The 23446-nt window shown below is 61.4% G+C and carries 18 protein-coding genes; 7 read left to right on the top strand and 11 right to left on the bottom strand.

All coding sequences use genetic code 11. The features are described 5' to 3' along the window. Window positions 1-22 precede the first annotated feature (22 nt). The 4 genes from Q0O99_RS07500 to Q0O99_RS07485 are packed head-to-tail and all read right to left on the bottom strand — an operon-like array spanning window position 23 to window position 5080. Window positions 23-1648 (bottom strand): ABC transporter ATP-binding protein, encoded by a 1626-nt coding sequence (locus tag Q0O99_RS07500; protein WP_293750042.1) that lies wholly within the window; start codon window positions 1646-1648, stop codon window positions 23-25. Beyond that, window positions 1648-2523, bottom strand: a complete 876-nt coding sequence (locus tag Q0O99_RS07495; RefSeq protein WP_293750041.1) for an ABC transporter permease — start codon at window positions 2521-2523, stop codon at window positions 1648-1650. Before Q0O99_RS07495 ends, Q0O99_RS07500 begins: the two co-directional genes overlap by 1 nt. Continuing rightward, window positions 2523-3476, bottom strand: a complete 954-nt coding sequence (locus Q0O99_RS07490) for an ABC transporter permease (protein WP_293750039.1) — start codon at window positions 3474-3476, stop codon at window positions 2523-2525. The genes Q0O99_RS07495 and Q0O99_RS07490 overlap by 1 nt, the downstream gene beginning before the upstream one ends. 14 nt (window positions 3477-3490) lie before the next feature. Then, window positions 3491-5080 carry an ABC transporter substrate-binding protein gene (locus Q0O99_RS07485; protein WP_293750037.1) on the bottom strand — a complete coding sequence of 530 codons (1590 nt, stop codon included), beginning with the start codon at window positions 5078-5080 and terminating at the stop codon, window positions 3491-3493. 158 nt (window positions 5081-5238) lie between these two features. Between Q0O99_RS07485 and Q0O99_RS07480 the strand changes: the two genes are divergently transcribed. After that, window positions 5239-6669 carry an amidase gene (locus Q0O99_RS07480; RefSeq protein ID WP_293750035.1) on the top strand — a complete coding sequence of 477 codons (1431 nt, stop codon included), beginning with the start codon at window positions 5239-5241 and terminating at the stop codon, window positions 6667-6669. Between the two features lie 10 nt (window positions 6670-6679). On the opposite strand, the gene Q0O99_RS07475 is transcribed toward Q0O99_RS07480, so the two are convergent. Next, the gene (locus tag Q0O99_RS07475) at window positions 6680-7105 is read right to left on the bottom strand and encodes a rhodanese-like domain-containing protein (protein ID WP_293750033.1); all 426 of its coding nucleotides are present in this window, start codon (window positions 7103-7105) and stop codon (window positions 6680-6682) included. A 181-nt stretch (window positions 7106-7286) separates the two neighbouring features. On the opposite strand from Q0O99_RS07475, the gene icmF reads away from it, so the two are divergent. After that, window positions 7287-10577 carry a fused isobutyryl-CoA mutase/GTPase IcmF gene (gene icmF / locus Q0O99_RS07470; protein WP_293750032.1) on the top strand — a complete coding sequence of 1097 codons (3291 nt, stop codon included), beginning with the start codon at window positions 7287-7289 and terminating at the stop codon, window positions 10575-10577. Between the two features lie 69 nt (window positions 10578-10646). Next, the gene (locus Q0O99_RS07465) at window positions 10647-11801 is read left to right on the top strand and encodes an ATP-binding protein (RefSeq protein WP_293750030.1); all 1155 of its coding nucleotides are present in this window, start codon (window positions 10647-10649) and stop codon (window positions 11799-11801) included. Between the two features lie 84 nt (window positions 11802-11885). Here Q0O99_RS07465 and Q0O99_RS07460 read toward each other — a convergent pair whose 3' ends face one another. Further along, window positions 11886-12818 (bottom strand): 3-keto-5-aminohexanoate cleavage protein, encoded by a 933-nt coding sequence (locus tag Q0O99_RS07460; protein WP_293750028.1) that lies wholly within the window; start codon window positions 12816-12818, stop codon window positions 11886-11888. Window positions 12819-13007: 189 nt separating this feature from the next. Here Q0O99_RS07460 and Q0O99_RS07455 point away from each other — a divergent pair, with 189 nt between their 5' ends. Further along, entirely contained in the window at window positions 13008-14504 is a 1497-nt protein-coding gene (locus Q0O99_RS07455) for an AMP nucleosidase (protein ID WP_293750026.1), read from the top strand. A gap of 123 nt (window positions 14505-14627) precedes the next feature. After that, window positions 14628-15569 (top strand): glutathione synthase, encoded by a 942-nt coding sequence (gshB, locus tag Q0O99_RS07450; protein ID WP_293750024.1) that lies wholly within the window; start codon window positions 14628-14630, stop codon window positions 15567-15569. 102 nt (window positions 15570-15671) lie between these two features. Here gshB and Q0O99_RS07445 read toward each other — a convergent pair whose 3' ends face one another. The 4 genes from Q0O99_RS07445 to Q0O99_RS07430 all read right to left on the bottom strand — a co-directional run bounded on the left by Q0O99_RS07445 (window position 15672) and on the right by Q0O99_RS07430 (window position 20585). Next, window positions 15672-16442, bottom strand: a complete 771-nt coding sequence (locus Q0O99_RS07445) for a class II glutamine amidotransferase (RefSeq protein WP_293750023.1) — start codon at window positions 16440-16442, stop codon at window positions 15672-15674. 3 nt (window positions 16443-16445) lie between these two features. Then, entirely contained in the window at window positions 16446-17972 is a 1527-nt protein-coding gene (locus Q0O99_RS07440; RefSeq protein ID WP_293750021.1) for an MFS transporter, read from the bottom strand. Between the two features lie 5 nt (window positions 17973-17977). Continuing rightward, window positions 17978-18205 (bottom strand): hypothetical protein, encoded by a 228-nt coding sequence (locus tag Q0O99_RS07435; RefSeq protein ID WP_293750019.1) that lies wholly within the window; start codon window positions 18203-18205, stop codon window positions 17978-17980. Between the two features lie 121 nt (window positions 18206-18326). After that, entirely contained in the window at window positions 18327-20585 is a 2259-nt protein-coding gene (locus tag Q0O99_RS07430; protein WP_293750017.1) for a malate synthase G, read from the bottom strand. Window positions 20586-20967: 382 nt separating this feature from the next. On the opposite strand from Q0O99_RS07430, the gene Q0O99_RS07425 reads away from it, so the two are divergent. Beyond that, window positions 20968-21897: a hydroxymethylglutaryl-CoA lyase gene (locus Q0O99_RS07425; protein ID WP_293750015.1), complete on the top strand. Its 930-nt coding sequence runs from the start codon at window positions 20968-20970 to the stop codon at window positions 21895-21897. A 73-nt stretch (window positions 21898-21970) separates the two neighbouring features. Continuing rightward, window positions 21971-22897: a LysR family transcriptional regulator gene (locus Q0O99_RS07420; protein WP_293750013.1), complete on the top strand. Its 927-nt coding sequence runs from the start codon at window positions 21971-21973 to the stop codon at window positions 22895-22897. 150 nt (window positions 22898-23047) lie between these two features. Here Q0O99_RS07420 and Q0O99_RS07415 read toward each other — a convergent pair whose 3' ends face one another. Then, window positions 23048-23392: a PsiF family protein gene (locus Q0O99_RS07415; RefSeq protein WP_293750011.1), complete on the bottom strand. Its 345-nt coding sequence runs from the start codon at window positions 23390-23392 to the stop codon at window positions 23048-23050. Window positions 23393-23446: the final 54 nt, after the last annotated feature.

Here is a 23446-nt window from a genome sequence, read left to right as displayed (position 1 = left end):
AAGGGCAATGTCCAGGGTTCAGTCAGACGACCTCAAGCGGCGGCAAAGCGGCCGGTGCAGCCTGCAACAGGCGGCGCGTGTAATCTTGCTGAGGGTTGGCGTAGAGCTCGGCGGTCGGGCCTTCTTCGACGATCAGGCCTTGGTGCATCACGATCACGCGGTCGCACAGCTGCGCGGCCACGCGCAGGTCGTGCGTGATGAAGAGCAAACCCAGGCCCAAGCGGCCCTGGATTTCGCGCAGCAAGTTCAAAATTTGCGCCTGCACACTCACATCCAAGGCACTCACCGCCTCGTCGGCCACCAGCACTTGGGGGCGGCATGCCAGCGCCCGGGCGATGGCCAGGCGCTGCCTTTGTCCACCACTGAATTGGCTGGGATAGCGCAGCAGCGCTTCCACCGGCAAACGCACCTGCGTCATCAGCTCGGCCGCCAAGGCTTCGGCCTCGGCGCGCGACTGGCCAAAGTTCATGGCCCCTTCGACCATGGACTGCCCCACTGTGCGGCGCGGGTTCAGGGAGCGGTTGGGGTCTTGGAACACCACCTGCACACGGTTGCGCAAAGGCCTCAAGCGGCCCTCAGGCAAAGTGGCCACCTCGTCGTCGCCCCACAAGATGTGGCCCTCGGTCGGGTCGATCAGGCGGATCAGGCAGCGCGCAAAAGTGGACTTGCCCGAGCCAGACTCGCCCACAATACCCACGGTCTCGCCAGCGTGCACCGCCACATGGGCGTTTTGCAGCGCGGCGGTGGCGCGGTTGCGGCCCATCCAGTCGCGGCTGGCGTAGGTTTTGCCCACGCCCTGGCCCGACAACAAAGCCGGGCCACTGAAGGCGGGTTTGGCCACTGGCGGTGTCATGCCCGGCACGGCCGCCAACAACTGGCGGGTGTATTCGGCCTTGGGTCGACGCAAAACCTGCTCGCAAGGACCGCCCTCGACCGCTTCGCCCTGGTTCATCACCAGCACCTCGTCAGCGATCTCGGCCACCACGCCCATGTCGTGCGTGATGAACAGCACCGCACTGCCCTGCTCGCGCTGCAAGTCGGCAATGAGCTTCAAAATTTCTTTTTGCGTGGTCACGTCGAGCGCCGTGGTCGGCTCGTCGCAAATGATCAAGGCAGGCTTGAGCACCACCGCCATGGCGATCACGATGCGCTGACGTTGCCCACCGCTGAGTTGGTGCGGGTAGCTGCGCAGCATGCGCTCGGGGTCGGGCAAACGAACACGCTCAAAGATGCGCAAAATTTCGGCGCGGCGTTGGTCGCGGGGCCAATCGGTGTGGGTCGAGAGCAACTCGTCGACCTGGTCACCGCAGGTCATGACCGGGTTGAGCGCGGTCATGGGTTCCTGAAACACCATGCCCATGCTGCGCCCACGCAAGGCGCGCAAACGCGAGGCCGAGGCACCGAGCAAGGACTCGCCTTGCAGCACGATCTCACCGCCGCTGGGGCGCAGCTCCTTGGCCAGCAAGCCCATCACAGTGGTGGCCATGACCGATTTGCCCGAGCCTGACTCGCCCACCACACACAAGGTCTGCCCAGGATAGATCGCCAATGACACCTGGTGCACCGCGTGCGCCCGGTCACTGCCCGCAGGCAGAGCTACTGAGAGTTGGCGAATCGACAGGACCGGTTGAGGGGATGCTGTGCTCATCATGCCCCCCTCTTCGCAAACTTGGGATCAAGCACGTCGCGCAAACCATCCCCCAACAAATTCACGGCCAGCACCGTGGGCACCAAAAACAAAGCGGGGTACAGCACGTTGCCAGGGTACTGGCTAAATTGCACACGCCCCTCGGCCATGATGTTGCCCCATGTGGGGATGTCGGGCGGCAGGCCCAAGCCCAGAAAACTCAGGATCGCCTCGGTCAAAACGGCCGATGCCGCCACAAAGGTGCCCTGCACGATCAAGGGGGCCAAAGCATTGGGCAGGATGTGACGCCATAGGATTACAGATGTGGGTGTGGCCAGCGCTCGGGCGGCCTCCACAAAAGGCTCTTCACGCAGGCTCAGCACCAAAGAGCGTACCAAGCGCGTCACACGCGGCACCTCGGGGATGGCGATGGCCACCACCACCGTCCACACTTGCGCGCCCAATGCCGCCACCAGCGCAATGGCCAACAAAATGGCGGGGATGGCCATCAGACCGTCCATGAATCGCATGAGCACCGCATCGACTTGCCGAAAATAGCCGGCCATCATGCCCAAGAAGCCGCCCAAAGCCAGGGCCAGCGCCGCCGTGAAGCCGCCCACCAACAAAGACACTTGCGCCCCGTAGACCACGCGGCTGTAGAGGTCGCGGCCAAAGCTGTCGGTGCCCAGCCAGAAGGTGTGGGCCACCGTGCTGCCGTCGACCAAGGTGAAGTCACCCTTGAGGCCCGCAGGCTTGTTGATGAAGTTGGAGTCCATGGCAGCCGGGTCCAAGGTGCCCAGCCAAGGTGCCAGCAAGGACACCAAGACCATGAACCCGAGCACCACGGCACCAAACCGGATCGAACCGTTGGCCCATAAACGATGAGAGACTGACATCAGTAACGGATCCTCGGATCAAGAAAGAGATAGCTCAAATCCACCATAAGGTTGATGAACACGTAGGCGCAGGAAAACAGCAGGACCAAGCCCTGAATCACCGGGAAATCGCGGTTGAGCACCGCGTCTACCGTCAACTGGCCCAACCCCGGGATGGCGTAGACCGTCTCGGTCACCACCACACCACCAATCAAAAGGGCCACGCCAATGCCGATCACAGTGACGATGGGCACGGCCGCATTGGCCAGCGCGTGGCGCAACAGCACCACCTGCTCGGTCAGACCTTTGGCCCGTGCGGTGCGGATGTAGTCTTCGGTCAGGGCCTCGGACACGCTGGCCCGGGTGACCCGCGCAATCAGCGCCACATAAATCATGGCCAGCGTCATCCAGGGCAAGATCAACTGCCGCATCCAATCCCACACGCCGACACTGCGCGGCCCGAACAAGGTTTTGTAACCCTGCACCGGCAGCCAGTCCAGGCGAATGGCAAACAAGTAAATGAGCAAGTAGCCGATCACAAACACCGGCACCGAAAACCCAGCGACCGAAAAACCGGACAGGATTTTGTCAAGCCAGCCCCCCATGCGCCAGGCGGCGATGGTGCCCAACGGAATGGCCACAGCAATGGCCAGCACCAAGGTGCCGGCCGCCAGGGACAAAGTGGGCTCGATGCGCTGCCCGATCAGCTCGGTGACGGGTTTGTTCAGGTAATACGAAAACCCCAGATCGCCCTGAAACACCCGCCCGATCCAGATGAAGTATTGGGAAACGATGGAGCGATCCAGGCCCAACTGTTCGCGGATGCGGTTGATGTCGTCGTTGGTGGCGCTGTTGCCGGCAATGACCGCCGCCGGATCACCGGGGGCCAACCTCAAGATGAGGAAGACCACCAGCGAGACGACGAGCAGGACCGGCAGCACCGCCAGCAGGCGGCGCAGGACGAATTGAAACATCGCTCAGAACCTGATCAGTTTTTCTTGAGGTTCCACATGGCTGGGATGCCGGGTGTTTCCAAAAGGCCGCTCACATTGCTGCGAAGCACCGTGGGCGAGCGGTACTGACCCAAAGGGGCGTGGGTGGCCGTTTCAAAGGCCAAGGCCTGAATCTGGCTGGCCAGTTTCTTTTTCTCTTCGGTGGAAGCTGCACGAGCAAAACTGGCCTTCAATGTCTCCAAGCGCGGCTCGTTTTGCCAACCGAACCAACCGGTGTCACCCTTGGCGTTCAGCATGGCCATGGCCAGGGGGTTGGAGATGTCACCGGCCGTCCAAGCGGTCAGGAAGGCATTCCAGCCACCCGCTGCAGGCGCGTCTTTCTTGGCGCGGCGGGCCAACAACGAAGCCCAGTCCATTTGCTGGAAGTCCACCTTAAAACCTGCGGCTTCGAGTTGCTGCTTGGCCACCAAGGGGATCTTGGCGATCGAGGCCAAGTCGGTCGGGCGCATCAAGAGCACAGGGGTGTTGTCGTAACCCGCTTCTTTCAGCATTTCGCGGGCTTTGGCCGGGTTGGCGATGCCGGTGAAATAACCGGTGTTTTCATCCGCATAAACCGTACCGCACGGGAAGATGCTGCGGCACAGCTTGCCCAACTCGGGCACGCCGATCTGGGTGTTGATGTAGGCCTGCTGACCCATCGCCACCATGGCGGCTTGGCGGATCTTGGGGTTGTCAAAAGGCTTGTGCAAGTGGTTGAAGCGCATGATGAACTGCAGACCCGCTGGCGAGAAGTCATCGATCTTCAGACCTTCGGTCTTCTTCAGGGTTTCGTACTGCTCAAAGCTGGGCTGCTCGACCATGTCCACTTCACCCGCCTTGATGGCGTTGAACTGGGTTTGCGGATCGCGGATGATAACCCACTCCACACGGTCAAAGTTGACCGGACGCCCACCGGCCATGCCGCTGGGCGCTTCGGCGCGCGACTTGTATTTGGTGTTGCGTGTGTACACCGCCAACGCGCCGGGCTTGAATTCATCGGCCTTGAAGATGAAGGGGCCCGAACCAATGTGCTCCTTGATTTGCTCAGCACCTGGCGTGGCCGCAATGCGCGCGGGCATGATGAACGGCACGTTGGACGAGGCCTTACCCAAGGCGTCGATCACGATGCCGCTGGGCTCCTTGAGGACCATTCGGAAGGTGTTGGCATCTGGCGCTTCGTAGCGGTCGATGAAGGTGTTCAGGATGCCGCCCATGGCGTCGCGGCTGGCCCAACGCTTGAGCGAGGCCACCACGTCTTCGCTGGTGACGGGCTTGCCGTCATGGAACTCCAAGCCAGCGCGAAGTTTGAAAGTCCAGGTCTTGCGGTCGGTCGAGGTGGTGTAGGTGTCCACCATCTGGGGCTTGATGTTGCCCTGCGCGTCTTCAGAGAACAGCGTGTCGTAAATCATGTACGCATGGTTGCGCGTCACGTAGGCGGTGGTCCAGATCGGGTCGAGCACCGCCAGGTTGGCGTGGGGCACAAAACGGAACACCTTGTTGTCTTGCGCTTGGGCTTGCGCCACAACGGGGGCCAGCAAGCTCAAACCCAACAAGCTGGTGGCGGCAAACAGTACACGTCTCTTCATGATCAGATCTCCAAAATAGGAACAGTTGAAAAATCATGATGACAGCTTTCAAAACAAACAAGCGTCACCTTTGCGCAAATCGGAGTCGGGGTTTTCACCAGTGGCTGATCGCCCTTCGACCGCTTTCATAATACAAATAAACCTGAGAGCATCACCACATGGTCAACCCTGATACTTCCGCACTGAATTTGTCCCGCGCCATCCACCTCAAGCAGGTGTCGTGCCAGGAAGTCATGCAGTCCACGCTCGAGCGCATCGCGCGCCTGAATCCGCAGTCCAATGCCATCGTCAGCCTGCAAGAACCCGAACTTTTGATGGCACAAGCGCGTGAACGCGATGCGCAACTGGCACGCGGCGAATCGATGGGCTGGATGCACGGCATGCCCCAAGCCATCAAAGATTTGGCCCATGCCCAAGGCCTGCGCACCACGTTGGGCAGCCCGCTGATGAAAGATTTTGTGTCCAGCGAAGATGGCCTCATGGTCCAGCGCATCAAGGCGGCCGGGGCCATCGTGATCGGCAAGACCAACACCCCTGAATTTGGCCTGGGCTCGCACACCTTCAACGAAGTGTTTGGCCCCACCCGCAACGCCTGGGACCCGAGCAAAACGGCCGGTGGCAGCAGCGGCGGCGCGGCCGTGGCACTGGCGCAACGCCTGCTGCCGGTGGCCGATGGCTCGGACTTCATGGGCAGTTTGCGCAACCCCGCGGGCTGGAACCATGTGTTCGGCCTGCGCCCCTCGCAAGGCCGCGTGCCCATGTCGCCCGCACAAGACGTGTTCATCGCCCAGTTGGCGACCGAAGGCCCCATGGCCCGGCATGTGGCTGACTTGGCCCTGCTGCTGTCAACCCAAGCGGGGACTCACCCTTCAAGCCCCTTGAGCCTGACCGGTGACCCGGCCGTGTTTGCGGGATCCTTGGACAGCGACCCTAAGGGCAAGCGCGTCGGCTGGCTGGGCAACCTGCAGGGCTATTTGCCTATGGAAGAAGGCGTTCTGGATGTGTGCGAATCGGCGCTGAACAGCTTTTCGGGCATGGGCTGTGCGGTGGACGAAGCCGTGTTGGGCATGCCACCTGAGCAAATTTGGCAAGCCTGGCTGGTGTGGCGGCAGGCTTTGGTGGGGCCGCGCATCGCGCCTTTCCTGATCAACCCGGCCAACCGCGCCCACATCAAGGCCGAAGCCCTGTGGGAGCACGACCAGTCACTCCACCTGACAGGGGCCCAACTCATGGCCGCCAGTGCCAGCCGCACACGTTTTTACCTGAGCATGCTGGCGATGTTCGAAAAATTCGACGTGTTGGCCATTCCGGTGGCCCAGGTCTGGCCCTTTGATGCGTCGCTGCGCTGGCCACAAAGCATTGCAGGCCAAAGCATGGACACCTACCACCGCTGGATGGAGGTGGTGATTTACGCCACCTTTGCGGGGCTGCCCTCGATCAGCGTGCCCGCAGGCTTCGGGGCGAACGGCTTGCCCATGGGGCTGGCGCTGATCGGCAAACCCCAAGGGGATCTGGCTCTGCTGAAACTGGCCCACGCCTACGAAATGGCAAGCCAAGAGATGATCGCCCGGCGTCCGCCAGGCATTTGAACCGTGCGGTTCAGTTTTGCTGCCAGGGCAGGCCGCGATAGCGCCACCCACCCTTGAGGCCCCTGTGCGCCTGCGCATCCGGGTCGCCTTCAAAGCCTTCGAGGATGTTGAAAGCCTGCACCCCCAGTTCGGTCGCTCGTTGGGCAGCGGCAATCGAGCGCACACCGCTGCGGCACAGCAGCAGCAGCTTTTTGCCCCCAGCGCCCAAGGCTTGCACACCCGCGTCAAAGTCGGGATTCATGGCCATGCCGGGCCACTGCTTCCAGGCCAGCGCATGCGCGCCAGGCACAAAACCCACCCAGTCGCGTTCGGCGTCGCTGCGCACGTCGACCAACTCGGCCTCTCCCGCCTGCACCCAGGCCCAAGCCTGCTCGGGTAACACATCGCCGGCATAACCATTGGCAGCGACGGGATGGGGGGTGGCGGATGAGGTCATGGCATGTGGTCCTGTTTGGGGGCATCAATCGGGCCTGAATCATAGCTTTTTGTACCCCAGCCGTGCACCGCACGGCTGTCAGTGACAAGGCGGGCCGCAGCGGCTAAGATGCGGGTTTTGGTTGACGTTTACGTCAACGTCAAAGCTCGAATCAAAAACCGCTTGTTACCGGAGACGCCCCATGACCGATCTGTCCGCTGAATTCAAAGCCCTGGCCGAATACCGCCCCACGAACAAGGTGCGTTTTGTCACCGCCGCCTCCCTTTTTGATGGCCACGACGCGGCCATCAACATCATGCGCCGCATCTTGCAAAGCATGGGCGCCGAAGTCATCCACCTGGGCCACAACCGCTCGGTGGACGAGGTGGTGACCGCCGCCCTGCAAGAAGACGCCCAGGGCATCGCCATCAGCTCGTATCAGGGCGGGCACAACGAATACTTCACCTACATGACCGAGCTGCTCAAGGCGCGTGGCGGCGAGCACATCCAGGTGTTTGGCGGTGGTGGCGGCGTGATCGTGCCGTCCGAGATCCGCATGCTGGCCGAGCATGGCGTGCGCATTTTCAGCCCCGAAGACGGCCAGAAGATGGGCCTGGCCGGGATGATTGGCGAGATGGTCATGCGCTGCGACAAGGACGTGAGCCCGCTGGCACCCAAAAATGTGGCCGCGATTCAGGGCCACAGCGAGATGAACTGGCGGGCTTTGGCTCAGCTGATCACGGCGCTGGAGAACGACAAAGCCGATGCCGGCGTGGTCAAAGCCGTGCGTGAGCAATCCGCGCAAAAGAAAGTGCCCGTGCTGGGCATCACCGGCACCGGCGGTGCGGGCAAGTCGTCACTCACCGACGAATTGATCCGCCGCCTGCGCCTGGACCAAGGTGACGCGCTGCGTGTGGCCGTGATCTCGATCGACCCCTCCCGCCGCAAGAGCGGTGGCGCTTTGCTGGGCGACCGCATCCGCATGAATGCGATTTCGCCCTGGTCACAAGGCCCGCGCGTGTTCATGCGTTCGCTGGCCACGCGTGACTTTGGCAGTGAAATTTCGGCCGCCCTGCCCGACGTGGTGGCAGCTTGCAAGGTGGCAGGCTTTGACTTGATCGTGGTCGAGACCTCGGGCATTGGCCAGGGCGACGCCGCCATCGTGCCGCATGTGGACGTGCCCATGTATGTGATGACGCCCGAGTTCGGTGCGGCCAGCCAGCTTGAAAAGATTGACATGCTCGACTTTGCCGAGTTTGTGGCCATCAACAAGTTCGACCGCAAGGGTGCCAGCGACGCCCTGCGGGATGTGGCCAAGCAGGTGCAACGCAACCAAGAAGCCTGGACCGTGCCGGCCGAGCAGATGCCGGTGTTTGGCACCATGGCGGCGCGCTTCAACGACGACGGCGTGACAGCCCTGTACCAAGCCCTCAAGGCCCGACTGGCCGAGCTGGGCATGCCCGCCACCGAAGGCTGTTTGCCTGTGGTCAAGGTGCGTTACAGCACCCACCAGAACCCTGTGGTGCCGTCTTCCCGCACCCGTTATCTGGCCGAAATCAGCGACACGGTTCGCGGCTACAAAAAACGCGCCATCGACCAGTCGCGCCTGGCCCGCGAGATTCAGCAACTGCGCGCCGCCGCCCGCATGCTCGAAGTGGGTAAATCCGGTCGCGCCAAGGCCGCCGAAGCCGCCATTGACTTGGCGATTTCGAGAGAAGAATCTCAAGACCCATACGCCAAGAAACTGCTGACCCAGTGGCCCGACATGCAAAAAGCCTATGCGGGTGATGAGTACGTGGTGAAAATCCGCGACAAAGAAATCCGCACCGCGCTGACGACCCAATCGCTGTCCGGCACCACCATCCGCAAAGTCGCGCTGCCCCAATACGAAGACGACGGCGAAGTGCTCAAGTGGCTGATGCTGGACAACGTGCCCGGCAGCTACCCCTTTACCGCAGGCACATTCGCTTTCAAGCGCGAAGGCGAAGACCCGACCCGCATGTTTGCCGGAGAAGGCGACCCCTTTCGCACCAACCGCCGCTTCAAACTGGTGAGCGAAGGCCTGCCCGCCAAGCGCCTGTCCACCGCGTTTGACTCGGTCACGCTGTACGGCAACGACCCCGCCCTGCGCCCAGACATCTACGGAAAGATCGGCAACTCGGGCGTGAACGTGGCCACGCTCGACGACATGAAGGTGTTGTATTCGGGCTTTGACCTGTGCAACCCGACCACCAGCGTATCGATGACCATCAACGGCCCTGCGCCGTCGATCCTGGCCATGTTCATGAACACGGCCATCGACCAAAACCTCGACAAATTCAAGCTGGAGAACTGCCGCGAACCGACCGAGACCGAAGCCGCCAAAATCCGCGAATGGGTGCTGGCCAATGTGCGCGGCACAGTGCAGGCCGACATCCTGAAAGAAGACCAGGGCCAAAACACCTGCATTTTCAGCACCGAGTTTTCGCTCAAGGTCATGGGTGACGTTGCGCAATACTTTGTGCACCACGACGTGCGCAATTTTTACTCGGTGTCCATCTCGGGTTACCACATCGCCGAAGCCGGGGCCAACCCGATCAGTCAGCTGGCCTTCACGCTGTCCAACGGCTTCACGTTTGTGGAAGCTTACTTGGCACGCGGCATGCACATTGACGACTTCGCGCCCAACTTGTCTTTCTTCTTCAGCAACGGCATGGACCCCGAGTACACCGTCATGGGCCGTGTGGCGCGCCGCATCTGGGCTGTGGCGATGAAAGAGAAATACGGCGCGAATGAGCGTTCACAAAAACTGAAATACCACATCCAGACTTCGGGCCGTTCGCTGCACGCGCAAGAGATCCAGTTCAACGACATCCGCACCACGCTGCAAGCGCTGATCGCGATCTATGACAACTGCAACAGCCTGCACACCAACGCGTTTGACGAAGCCATCACCACGCCCACCGCAGACTCGGTGCGCCGCGCCATGGCGATCCAGCTGATCATCAACCGCGAGTGGGGCCTGGCCAAAAACGAGAACCCCAGCCAAGGCGCCTTCATCATAGAAGAATTGACCGAGTTGCTGGAAGAAGCCGTGCTGGCCGAGTTTGAAAAGATCGCCGAGCGCGGCGGTGTGCTGGGCGCGATGGAAACCGGCTACCAGCGCGGCAAGATCCAAGACGAATCCATGCATTACGAGATGCTCAAGCACACCGGCGAGCTGCCCATCATCGGCGTCAACACCTTCCGTAACCCCAAGGGCGACGAAGTCATGGAAACGCTGGAACTGGCCCGTTCGACCGAGGAAGAAAAGCAGAGCCAACTCCAACGCCTGAACGACTTCCATGCTCTGCACGCAGCCGAATCACCTGCCATGCTCAAGCGCTTGCAACAAGCCGTGATCGACAACGGCAACGTGTTCGAGGTGCTGATGGACGCGGTGCGTGTCTGCTCGCTCGGTCAGATCACCAACGCGCTGTTTGAGGTGGGTGGTCAGTACCGACGCAACATGTGAACGCCACAAGAACGCTGTCCCGTTAGATTTATCCTTGTATTTTTAATATGACATGTTTAAAATGCAAGGATGTTTCAAAGAAAATCTGCGCTTGAAATACGCCAACAACTGGGCTTGAACCCCGCTGTGGCCATTTTGGGCGCACGTCAAATCGGCAAGACCACGCTGGCCAAGCAAATCGCTGCTGAATTTCCAGACTCGATTTACCTTGACTTAGAAAACGCACAAGCACGCGCTAAGCTGGATCAAGCCGATGTATTTTTCAAAGCCAACCGCCATCGATTGGTGGTTTTGGATGAAATTCAAAATGCCCCGGAGCTGTTCAGCACCATGAGATGGGAGATTGATGCAGACCGGCGTCCTGGCCGATTTCTGATTCTGGGTTCAGCCTCGTTCAAATTGCTCCAGCAATCGCAATCCCTTGCAGGGCGTTTGACCTTTGTAGACATGGCCCCCCTGCTGTTGAGCGAAGTGCTTCAAAGCTTTGAAGACATTCAAACCCTGTGGGTGCGCGGTGGATTTCCGGGCAGCTACACCGCGCCCCAAGGCGACGCATCTTGGCTCTGGCGCGATGCTTTTGTCAGGCACTTCCTCCAAACCGATTTGCCCGCCTTGGGCATCAATGTCGAGCCCGAATTGATGCGACGCTTTTGGCGTATGGTGGCGCACCTGCACGGCCAACTGTTCAACGCGTCCAGCATCGCGGCATCGCTGGGTGTCTCATCGCCCACAGTCACCCGGTATTTGGACCATTTGGTGCAATCGCTCATGCTGCGCCGATTGGAGCCGTTTCATGCCAACCTGGGCAAGCGGCTTGTGAAATCACCCAAAATTTATGTGCGCGACAGCGGTTTGCTGCACTACCTGCTGGGCATGCGCAACGTCCATGATTTGATGGGCCACCCCAACACGGGCGCATCGTGGGAAGGCTTTTGTATCGAGCAAATTTGCAACCACTTGCCAACAGGTGCCAGTGTCTCTTTTTACCGAACCGCTGCGGGCGCTGAGTTGGATGTGGTGGTAGAGACAGGCCGTGAGACCACCGGGTTTGAAATTAAATTTTCGTCTGCCCCCAAAGTGTCCAAAGGCTTTTGGCAGGCCTGCGAGGACATCGGGGTCCACAAGGCCTATGTCATGGCTCCCGTACAAGAGGGATGGGCCATGGCCAAGGATGTCCAAGTCGTCTCGCCTTTGGACATTCCCATGCTACTGAGCAACCCTTGAGTTCATTTTGAGCGTTTCATGGCATGTGACCATTGAGAGGTCCGCAGCATGCGCATCGAAAGCCGGGTCAACGCGCACTGAACCTCAAAAATTTACCCGATCCCCGCCCTTGAGCGCCAGCATGCTGCGCGCCTCATCGGGGGTGGCAATTTCCAGGTTCAGGGCTTCGAGCACGGTGCGGATGCGCTGCACCTGCTGAGCGCTGGACTCGGCCAATTTTCCAGGGCCAATCCAGAGCGAGTCCTCCAGACCCACCCGCACGTTCGAGCCCATGGCCGCGCCGATACTGGCCAGCGCAATCTGGCCCTTGCCCGCGCCCAAAATCGACCACTGGTAATCGTTGCCAAACAAGCGGTCAGCGGTGCGGCGCATGTGCATCAGGTCTTCGGGGTGCGGACCGATGCCCCCCAAAATGCCAAACACCGACTGCACGAACAACGGTCCCGTGACCAGCCCCCGATCCCGAAAGTGCGCCAGGTTGTACAGGTGGCTGATGTCGTAGCACTCGAACTCGAAGCGGGTGCCGTTTTCGGTGCCCAGGCGCAAGATGGTCTCGATGTCGTTGTAGGTGTTTTTGAACACCAGATCGCGGCTTTTTTCCAGGTGCTCGCGCTCCCATTCGTGCTCAAAAGTTTTGAATCGGTCGAGCATGGGGAACAGGCCAAAGTTCATCGAACCCATGTTGAGCGATGCCACCTCGGGCTTGAAGGTCAGCGCGGGTTGCATGCGCTCGTGCACCGTCATGTGCGGGCTGCCCCCTGTGGTCAGGTTGATGACGGCGTTGGTCTTGGCCTTGATCTTTTGCAAAAACGGCACAAAAAACGCCGGGTCTTGCGTTGGACGGCCATCCACCGGGTCGCGGGCGTGCAAGTGCAAGATGGCGGCGCCCGCCTCGGCTGCGGCAATCGCCGCATCGGCAATTTCGTCGGCCGTCACCGGCAAATGCGGTGACATGCTGGGGGTGTGGATGGCCCCGGTGGGGGCGCAGGTGATGATGACTTTACGGGCTTGGCGCATCTACGGACTCCTGAAAGGGCTGCCCCGACAGAGCAGGGCTATGTCGCACAGCTTGCCCGACCCGAGCCCCTGGCGTGGTCACCTAGGCAACACCCCAACCTGAGCTTGAACGCAGGTCAGGCAAACGACACGGACATGCCGCAAAATGCCCAGACTTGAGCCCCTCAGATCGCCCGTCCAGGAATCTCCATGCAGCACCTGCCGCCTTTCATTGCCCCTTCCGAGCACCACGATGCCGACAGCGCCTTGGCGCAAATCCAGCACATTTACCAGCACAGCGTGAACCACCTGCGCCAAGCCATGCGCGAGTTTGTGGCGGGCTCGGACATGACAGGCACCCGTGTTCGGGCGTTTTACCCTTTTGTGCGGGTGCAGGTCACCAGTACCAGCCGCAAAAATGCGGGGCTGGACAGCCGCTTGAGCTACGGTTTTGTGTCCGATCCAGGCCGCTTTGAAACCACCCTGACCCGGCCGGACTTGTTTGCGTATTACATCCATCAGCAGTTGACACTGCTGCTGCAAAACCACGGCGTCAGCCTGCAGGTGGGCACCAGCAACCAGCCGATTCCAATCCACTTTTCATTTGCCGACGACGAGCACATGGAAGGCAGCCTGAGCCGAGAGCGCCAGGCCCTGATGCGCGAAGTGTTTGACCTGCCCGACTTGGCCGCCATGGACGACGGCATTGCCAATGGCACGCACGAACCTGCAGCCTCCGAGGCCAAGCCGCTGTCCCTGTTCATCGCGCCGCGCATCGACTATTCACTGCAGCGCCTGCGCCACTACACCGGCACATCACCGCGCTGGTTTCAGAACTACGTGCTGTTCACCAATTACCAGTTTTACATCGACGAATTCATCGCCCTGGGCCGCGCCGAAATGCAAAACCCGGACAGCGAATACATCGCTTTTGTCGAGCCTGGCAACATGGTCACGCGCCGCGTGGGCCTGCCCGCTGAAGAGGTGGACGCCTTGGGCCAAACACCGCCGCGCCTGCCGCAAATGCCGGGCTACCACTTGGTGCGCAAGGGTCACAGCGGCATCACCATGGTCAACATCGGCGTGGGGCCCGCCAACGCCAAGACCATCACCGACCACATCGCCGTGCTGCGCCCGCACGCCTGGCTGATGCTGGGCCACTGCGCGGGCCTGCGCACCACACAGCAGCTGGGCGACTACGTGCTGGCCCACGCCTATGTGCGCGAAGACCATGTGCTCGACGAGGAGCTGCCGCTGTGGGTGCCGATTCCGGCACTGGCCGAGGTACAGGTGGCGCTCGAGCGGGCTGTGTCCGAGGTCACGGGTTGTCATGGTGCAGACCTCAAACGCCTGATGCGCACCGGCACCGTGGCCAGCACCGACAACCGCAATTGGGAGCTGCTGCCGGACAACAAACCGCAGCGGCGCTTCAGCCAAAGCCGCGCCGTGGCCCTGGACATGGAAAGCGCCACGATTGCCGCCAATGGTTTTCGCTTTCGGGTGCCCTATGGCACGCTGCTGTGCGTCAGCGACAAACCTCTGCACGGCGAGATCAAGCTGCCGGGAATGGCCAACCACTTTTACCGCGAACGCGTCAACCAGCACCTGCAAATCGGCATTCGCGCGGTCACCTTGTTGCGCGACGCGGGCCCTGAACAGCTGCACAGCCGCAAGCTGCGCAGCTTCGCCGAAGTGGCTTTTCAATAAACAACCCGTTCCACCCGCAGGTCAGCGGCTTGAGCCCCGACAAGCGGCTTGGTCTCATCCCTGCAACGCGAGTGCCTGTAACCCCCATGTCGGGGCTAAAGCCACCGACCTACAATAAAGTCCATGTACATTCTTTTCATTGCCGACCCCCTCGAGTCCTTCAAGATTTACAAGGACACCACGTTTTCGATGATGCGCGAAGCGCAAAAACGCGGCCACCAGGTTGTAGCCTGCCAGATGACCGATGTGCGCTGGCAGCAAGGCGAGGTCGTCTCTGCCCAGGTGCGCGACATCACGCTCACAGGACAAGCCGACACCTGGTTCACCCAAATCGCCGCGCGCCGGGCGTCTCTGAAAGACTTTGACGCCGTCATCATGCGCACCGACCCGCCCTTTGACAGCGAATACTTTTACGCCACCCACCTGCTGAGCCAAGCCGAGCGCGAAGGGGCCAAGGTCTTCAACAGCCCTGCCGCATTGCGCAACCACCCGGAAAAACTCGCGATTTTGGAGTTTCCGCAGTTCATTGCGCCCACCCTCGTCACGCGCAGCCAAGCCGACATCCGCGCCTTCCATGCGCAGCATGGCGACATCATCTTGAAGCCCCTGGACGGCATGGGTGGCACGGGCATTTTCAAGGTGGGCGCGGACGGCTTGAATTTGGGTGTGATCATCGAAACCCTCAACCGGGGCGGCGCACAAACCGTGATGGTCCAAAAGTTCTTGCCTGGCATCGCGCAAGGCGACAAGCGCGTGCTGCTGATTGGCGGCAAACCCGTGCCGTTTTGCCTGGCTCGCATTCCGCAAGGCGGCGAAGTGCGCGGCAACTTGGCGGCGGGTGGCAAGGGTGTGGCGCAACCCATCTCGGCGCGCGACCGTGAAATCGCCCAAGCGCTGGGCCCGATTTTGTTTGCACGCGGCCTGATGCTGGTGGGCCTGGACATCATTGGCGACAGCCTGACCGAAATCAATGTGACCAGCCCGACCTGCTTCCAGGAAATCACCGACCAGATGGGCTGCGACGTGGCGGCACTGTTCATGGACGCGGTGGAAGCGGCGCTGTAAAAACACCCTGTGGGAGCCCAACCCTGTGGGCGATTGGGCGTGGCACACGCCCAAAAACCATCACGCACGGGGTGCGCTCCTATAAAGGAGCTCAGCGCAGCATCAACGGTTCGCGCTCAAACCACCGCCCTCAAAGGTGTAAACCCGACCCGGCTCAAACGCCACCCAGCTTTCATCGGTGGTGAGCGGCTGCGTGACCACCACGGCCACCCGATCGGTCTCGCGGGTGTGCTCGGCAAAGTTCATGCTCAGGTCTTCGTCGCTCAAGGTGGCCCGGCTGAACGGGTGCTTGCGCAAGACATAGTGCAGGTTCGTGCTGGCATGTGCCCACAGCGCCTGGCCGTTGGACAGCAAAAAGTTGAACGTGCCGTGCTTGGCGATCTGCGGCACCAGCTCGCGCAAGGTGCAGCTGAGCTCCTGCACACTGGGCACGCTAGCGTGTGACTTGGCCAGCTCTTGCATGAGCCAGCAAAACGCCAGTTCGCTGTCGGTCTGCCCCACGGGTTTGAAGTTGCCGTGCAGGCGCGGCGCATAGTCCACCAGGTTGCCGTTGTGGGCAAACACCCAGTAACGGCCCCACAGCTCGCGCACAAAGGGGTGGCAGTTTTCCAGGCTCACTTCGCCTTGTGTGGCTTTGCGGATGTGGGCAATCACGTTCTGGCTTTTGATCGGGTAGCGGCGGATCAGCTCGGCAATCGGCGAGCTGCTGGCGCTTTGGTGGTCCACAAAATGGCGCACGCCCTGCCCTTCAAAAAAGGCAATGCCCCAGCCGTCCCCGTGGTGGTCGGTGTGGCCGCCGCGCTGGGCAAAGCCGCTGAAGCTGAAGGTCACATCGGTCGGGGTGTTGGCGTTCATGCCGAGCAGTTGGCACATGGGTCAGTCCTTGGCACTGGTCAGGTTGGGGTCGGCCATTTTCCAAGCCGCCAGCAAAGCCAGCGCGGTCATGGTGGCTAAAAACACAAAGGTCTCGTTGAAGGCCCGCAAATCAGCGCTGCCCGGGCTGCTTGCGACAAGGGCGTACACCGCCAGCCGCCACTCCAGCACGATGGCGCAAATGCTCACGCCTGCAGCGCCGCCCAGCATGCGCACAAAGCCAATCACGCTCGACGCCTGCGGGATCAGGTCCTTGGGCAGACCGCGCAAAGCCCCCAAGTTGAGCGAAGGCAGGATAAAGCCCAGACCGATGCGCCCGAGGATGACCAAAATCCAGAGCAAGGCCAAACCCGCCGCCGGGTGGACCAAGGGCATGAGGGCAAACGACAGCGCCAGCAAGGCCAAGCCCCAACTCACCCAATGGGCGGGCGGCATGCGGTGCGACAACCGCCCCACCGCCGCGATGGTCACGGCCAGCAAGATGCCGGCTGGCAACAAGGCGGCGCCGATGTAGGACGGCGACAGCCCCAAGCCCATCTGCATGTAGACCGGCAACAAATACGTGGAACCAAACAACGCGATGCCGTAGGTGAACGACACCAACGCCCCCATGGCGAAATGGCGGTGGCCAAACACCTGCAGGTTCATGAGCGGACCACGCCGGGCCGGGCGCACGGACTTGGTTTTCCGTGCTGAAGATGCAGCGCGCACGCGTCGGCCAGGCCGCAGCAAATGCCGCTGCCAAGCCACAAACACCACCATGCCCAAGCCTGCCATCGCCAGCAGCACCAAGGCCACCGTGGCGTCATCGCTGCGCAGTTGCACCAGACCGTTGAGCAGCATCAAGGTGGAGGCGCTGGCCAGCGCCAGCCCGATCCAGTCGAGCCCCGGGCTGTCGGCATCGGCCTGCACACCACCCGGGGCCGAGGTGGGCACGTAGCGGCGCGACAGCCACAGCGCCACCATGGCCAGCGGCACCACCATGAAAAAGATCGAACGCCAGCCAAACACATCGACCAGCACGCCGCCAATGCTGGGGCCAATGGCCGGGGCCAGCACCACCCCCACGCCGAACAAGCCACTGGCGCGGCCCTGCTCTTCGGACGCAAAAGCACGCAAGATGATGATGGCCGGTATGGGCTGCACCACACCCGCAGCCAAGCCTTCGGCCACGCGTGCGGCCATGACCAGCGGAAAATCATTGGCCAAGCCGCCCACCACCCCACCCGCCAGCAGCAACCACATGCACACCTCGTACACCCGGCGGTAGCCGTAGCGTGACAGCAGCCAGGGCGTGGTGAGCATGGACACGGTCATGGCCACCATGAAGCCCGAGGTGACCCACTGCACCCGGCTTTGCCCCAAGGTGAAATGCGTGCTCATGTCGGGGATGGCCACATTCAGGATGGTCGACGACATCACCGCCGCCATGGAACCCAGCATGACCGAAAGCAACAGCAACCATCGGTGCCGCTCGCCATAACGCGCTTGCAGTGCCTGCAGGCTGTGCGGGCCTTGGGCCAGGTCCATTCGCGTCAGGCCTGGCGGCGGCGCTGCGCGTCACGCCACAGGCGAATGGCGAGCACCACCAAAGGGGTGGTGTGCAAGAAAAAATCAAAGATGTCGATGGGCTTGCTCAAACCGCCCTCCAACAGCATGCGCCACTTCTCAACCCAATGCGGCTCGGGGAAAAAAGGGGCGCCTGCCAGGTAAACGGCAATGCCCACCAGCCACAACATCGGAATCCGGTCAATCCAGCGCATCGCGCCCTCCTCAAAACCCCATTCTCGGGCATGCCCGGTACAAGAGCGCATGACCCACAGCAAAACGGCTCCCGAAGGAGCCGCTTCTTCAAATGTCAGAGCGCGTCCGACGCCAGTGCGCTCAGGCCGCCTTGACCTTCAAACGCCAGGCGTGCAGCAGGGGCTCGGTGTAACCGGACGGTTGTGCCTTGCCCTTGAAGACCAGATCGCAAGCCGCTTTGTAAGCCGCCGACATGGCGAAGTTGCCGGCCATGGGTTGGTAAGCCGCGTCGCCTGCGTTTTGGGCATCGACCACAGCGGCCATGCGCTCCATGGTTTGCTTGACCTGCTTTTCGGTCACCACACCGTGCTGCATCCAGTTGGCCATGTGCTGGCTGCTGATGCGCAGCGTGGCGCGGTCTTCCATCAGGCCCACGCCGTTGATGTCGGGCACCTTGGAGCAGCCCACGCCTTGGTCCACCCAGCGCACCACATAACCCAAGATGCCTTGGGCGTTGTTGTCGAGTTCCTTTTGCTTGTCTTCAGCCGACCAGTTGGCGGCATCTTTGGCCACCACAGGGAACTGCAGCAACTGGTTCAGGGTTTCGTCGCGCAGTGTTTTGGCGTCTTGCTTGGCCACGGCTTTTTCCATCTGCTTTTGCAGAGCAGGCACGTCCACTTGGTGGTAGTGCATGGCGTGCAGCGTGGCGGCGGTGGGGCTGGGCACCCAGGCGGTGTTGGCACCGGCCATGGGGTGGCCAATCTTGGCCTTGAGCATGTCGGCCATCAGGTCGGGCATGGCCCACATGCCTTTGCCGATCTGGGCGCGACCGCGCAAGCCGCAAGCCAGGCCCACGTTGACGTTGTTCTTCTCGTACGCACCCAGCCAAGTGCTGTTCTTGATGTCGCCCTTGCGCATGACGGGTCCTGCCAGCATGCAGGTGTGCATTTCGTCGCCGGTGCGGTCCAAGAAGCCAGTGTTGATGAAGGCCACGCGGCTCTTGGCGGCGGCAATACAGGCTTTGAGGTTGGCGCTGGTGCGGCGCTCTTCGTCCATGATGCCCAGCTTGACGGTGGAAGGCTTCATGCCGATGACTTTTTCGACGCGGCCAAACAGCTCGTCGGCAAACGCGACTTCGGCGGGGCCGTGCATCTTGGGCTTGACGATGTAGACGCTGCCGGTGCGGCTGTTGCGCAGGGGGTGCGAAGACTTTTTCTGCAAATCAACCAAGGCGCAGGTCACGGTGATCATCGCGTCCAGAATGCCTTCTGGAATCTCGTGGTTTTTGCCGTCAGCGCCTTTGTAAAGAATAGCGGGGTTGGTCATCAGGTGACCGACGTTGCGCACGAACATGAGCGAGCGACCATGCAATTTGAAGGTGCCTTTGCCCCCCGCAGCTTGACTGCCGGTTTTCGCGTTCGGTTTGGTGTATTCGCGGTCCGGGTTCATGGTGCGGGTGAAAGTCTTGCCGCCTTTTTGCACTTCTTCGCTCAGGCTGCCTTGCAAGATGCCCAACCAGTTGGCATAGGCCAGCACTTTGTCGTCGGCGTCCACAGCGGCCACCGAGTCTTCCAAGTCGAGGATGGTGGACAGCGCGCTTTCAGCGATCAGGTCGGACACGCCAGCGGGGTCAGTTTGGCCAATGGGGGTGGACTGGTTGATTTGCAGGTCAAGGTGGATGCCGTTGTGCACGAACAGCACGGATGCAGGGGCTGATGCGGAGCCGGTGTAGCCCACGAATTGCTTGGCATGCTGCAGCGAAGTGCTCTTGCCATTGGCCAAGGTCACCACCAGCTTGCCGGCCTTGACGCTGTAGCCCTTGCTGCCCACATGCGAGCCCATCTTGAGCGGTGCGCAGCGGTCGAGCACGTTGCGGCAGTAGTCGATGACTTTGGCACCGCGCTGGGGGTTGTAGCCCGCACCTTTTTCACAGCCGTCGACCTCGCTGATCGCGTCGGTGCCATACAGCGCGTCGTACAAAGACCCCCAACGGGCGTTGGCGGCGTTCAGGGCGTAGCGGGCGTTCAAGATCGGCACCACCAGTTGTGGGCCCGCGAGCTTGGCCAGCTCGGCGTCCACGTTGGCGGTGGTGGCCTGGACTTTCTTGGGCTCGGGCACCAGATAACCGATTTGGCTCAGGTATTTCCGGTAGGCCTTCATGGCCTTGCCTGCACCGACTGGGCCGGGATTGGCGGTGTGCCACTGGTCCATGGCGGTCTGGATGCGGTCACGCTCGGCCAGCAAGGCGATGTTTTTCGGGGCCAGGTCGGCCACGATGTCGTTGAAGCCTTGCCAGAACTTGACCGAGTCCACGCCGGTAGCTGGCAGCATTTGGTCGTTGATGAAACTCAGCAAGGAATTGGCCACTTGCAGGTTGTGGATCGCGGTGCGTGCAGTCATGAAAACCTCTGGGGTCAAGTCAAAATAATGGGGGTGGCCTGTGCCCAACGCCAACAAGCAGCGATGTAGCCCATCAGACCCAACACTTTATTCTAAATTTAGACGCTGATAAACCCGCCGGATCTTCATAGACCCATGACTTTTAAGCACGAATGCAAGCGCGCTGGTTATGGCCATGGGCCATCGTTGGCGGCTGAAAACAAGCCACGCCCTCACTGGCCCAGTGGACTCAACGAGCTCCAAGCCCCAGATGTAGGTCGGTGGCTTTACCCTCGACACGCAGCCTACGCCGAAGCCCGCCATGTCGGGGCTAAAGCCACCGACCTACGAGATGAAGCTGCCAAACTTTCAAACCTCTGCGTGCCGGATCAATAATTCAGACATGACACCTCTCCCCAGCCCAGAAGTCCTGATCAGCGAAGTCGGCCCGCGCGATGGCCTGCAGTCGGTCAAGGCCACCATGCCCACCGCCGACAAACTGCGCTGGATCGACGCGCTGGCCGCAGCCGGTCTGCGCGAGATCGAAGTGGCCTCGTTTGTGCCCGCCCAACTGTTGCCACAAATGGCCGATGCCGCGCAGGTGGTGCAGCACGCGCTGCGCCACACCGGCGTGCGCATCATGGCGCTGGTGCCCAACTTGCGTGGTGCGCAGGCCGCTCTGGCTGCTGGAGCCCAAAAGCTCACCTTGCCCGTATCGGCCAGCTCCGCGCATTCCATGGCCAATGTGCGAAAAACCCCCGAAGCCATGGTCGACGAAGTGCGGGCCGTCTTGCGCCTGCGCGACGAGATCGCGCCCGGCGTGCCGGTTGAGGTGGGCTTGTCCACCGCCTTTGGCTGCACTTTGCAAGGCACAGTGCCCGAGGACGATGTGCTGCGTCTGGCCCATTTTCTGGCAGAGGCTGGCGTGGACGAAATCGGCCTGTCGGACACCACCGGCATGGGCAACCCGGCACAGGTCAAGCGCTTGTTCAAGGCGCTTTTCAGCGAAATTGGCGCATTGACAGGCGCGGCCCACTTGCACAACACCCGGGGCCTGGGCCTGGCCAATGCCTTGGCCGCTTACGAGGCGGGCGTGCGCACCTTTGACAGCTCGCTCGGCGGCCTGGGCGGCTGCCCTTATGCGCCGGGTGCTTCGGGCAATGTGGTGACCGAAGACCTGGTTTTCATGTTCGAGGCCATGGGCATCCACACCGGCATTGACCTGGACCTGCTCATGGCCGCACGCGCGCCTTTGAGAGCAGGGCTGCCTGGTGAGCCCCTGTATGGCATGACGCCCGAAGTGGGTCTGCCCAAGGACTGGCCTAGCCGTTGAGACCCTGTCTGCGCGCATGAATCACGGGCAAGGACGGCAGCATTACAACCTTGAGCCCCCATAATTGGGCCCCATGGACAAGCTCAAAGCTTTCGAAACCTTCGCCGCGGTGGCCACCAAAGGCAGCCTGACCGCCGCCGCGCGCACCGAGGGCGTGGCCCCGGCCATCATCGGCCGCAGGCTCGATGCGCTGGAAGAAAACCTGGGTGTAAAGCTGCTGGTGCGCACCACGCGGCGCATCACCTTGACGCACGAAGGCAGCGCTTTTTTGGAAGATTGTCAGCGCTTGATTTCGGATGTGGCCAACGCCGAAGCCAGCGTCTCTGCAGGCGGCGTCAAAGCCAGCGGGCATTTGCGCATCACGGCCCCGGCCGGTTTCGGGCGTCGCCATGTGGCCCCTTTGGTGCCGCGCTTTCGCGAACAGCACCCCGAGGTGTCGATTTCCCTCAACCTGAGCGACCGCGTGGTGGACCTGGCTGCCGAAGGTTTTGATTGCGCGGTGCGCGTGGGCGACCTGCCCGACAGTTCGCTGGTGAGCGTGCGCATGGCCGACAACCGCCGCCTGTGCGTGGCCACCCCCGCCTATTTGGCCCGGCGCGGCACACCCTCGCAGCCCTCAGACTTGCTGCAACACGACTGCCTGACCCTGTCGAGCGACGCATCGCAAACCCGGGGCTGGGCCTTTCGCAACCCAACAGGCGGCGGGCGCGATGTGGTGCACCTGCGCCCGGGTGGGCCTCTGGATTGCTCGGACGGGCAAGTGCTGCACGACTGGTGCTTGGCCGGTTATGGCATCGCTTGGCGCAGCACCTGGGAAGTGGAAAGCGACATTCGTTCAGGCCAACTGGTGGCCGTGCTGGAAGACTTTGCCGCCCCGCCCAATGGCATTTACGTGGTTTTTCCGCAGCGCAAGCACTTACCGCTGCGCATGCGGCTGTGGATCGATGACCTCAAACACCACTACGCACAGCCCGGTTACTGGCAAGTGGCCAAGGACTGAGGGCGCAGAGACCACCAAGAACCATGACGCAGAGGGCTTGTGGCCCACCCCATCGCCCACAGCCCATCGATATCGTTCTCCCCAAAATGGATGCGCCCGCGAGAGCGGGCGCATTCTGATCACACTTGGCGAGAAACTGGCGACTTGGTTTTACTTCTTCAAGCACTCCGACATGAAGGCCTTGCGCTCATCGCCTTTTTTACCAGTGGCCTCGGCATTGCAGGTCTTCATTTTGTTTTGCTGCTTTTCCTGTTTGTCGGCACTCAGGCAGTCTTTCATAAAGGCTTTGCGCTCGTCGCCCTTTTTGCCTTCGGCCTGTTTGTTGCAGGTGGCCATTTTGCTTTGCTGAGCTGTTTTATCGGCTGCAGGAGCAGATGCCGATGCGGCCGGCACAGCGACGGTCGCGGCCACTGCTGGCTTGACGGGGTCGGCAGCGAACGCCATGCCGGAAACCAAGGCAAAACCCAAAGCGGCGATAGAAAAAGTATGACGCATGCGTGGACTCCCAAAAATGATCGAAGAACAAAAAACACCACACAGGTTTGTGCA

The organism is Limnohabitans sp. Rim8 (assembly GCF_945901735.1).
In the GTDB taxonomy this organism is placed as follows: Bacteria; Pseudomonadota; Gammaproteobacteria; order Burkholderiales; family Burkholderiaceae_C; genus Limnohabitans_A.
The sequence above is the reverse complement of the archived record's forward strand: the minus strand, read 5'-3'. Positions and strand labels throughout refer to the sequence as shown.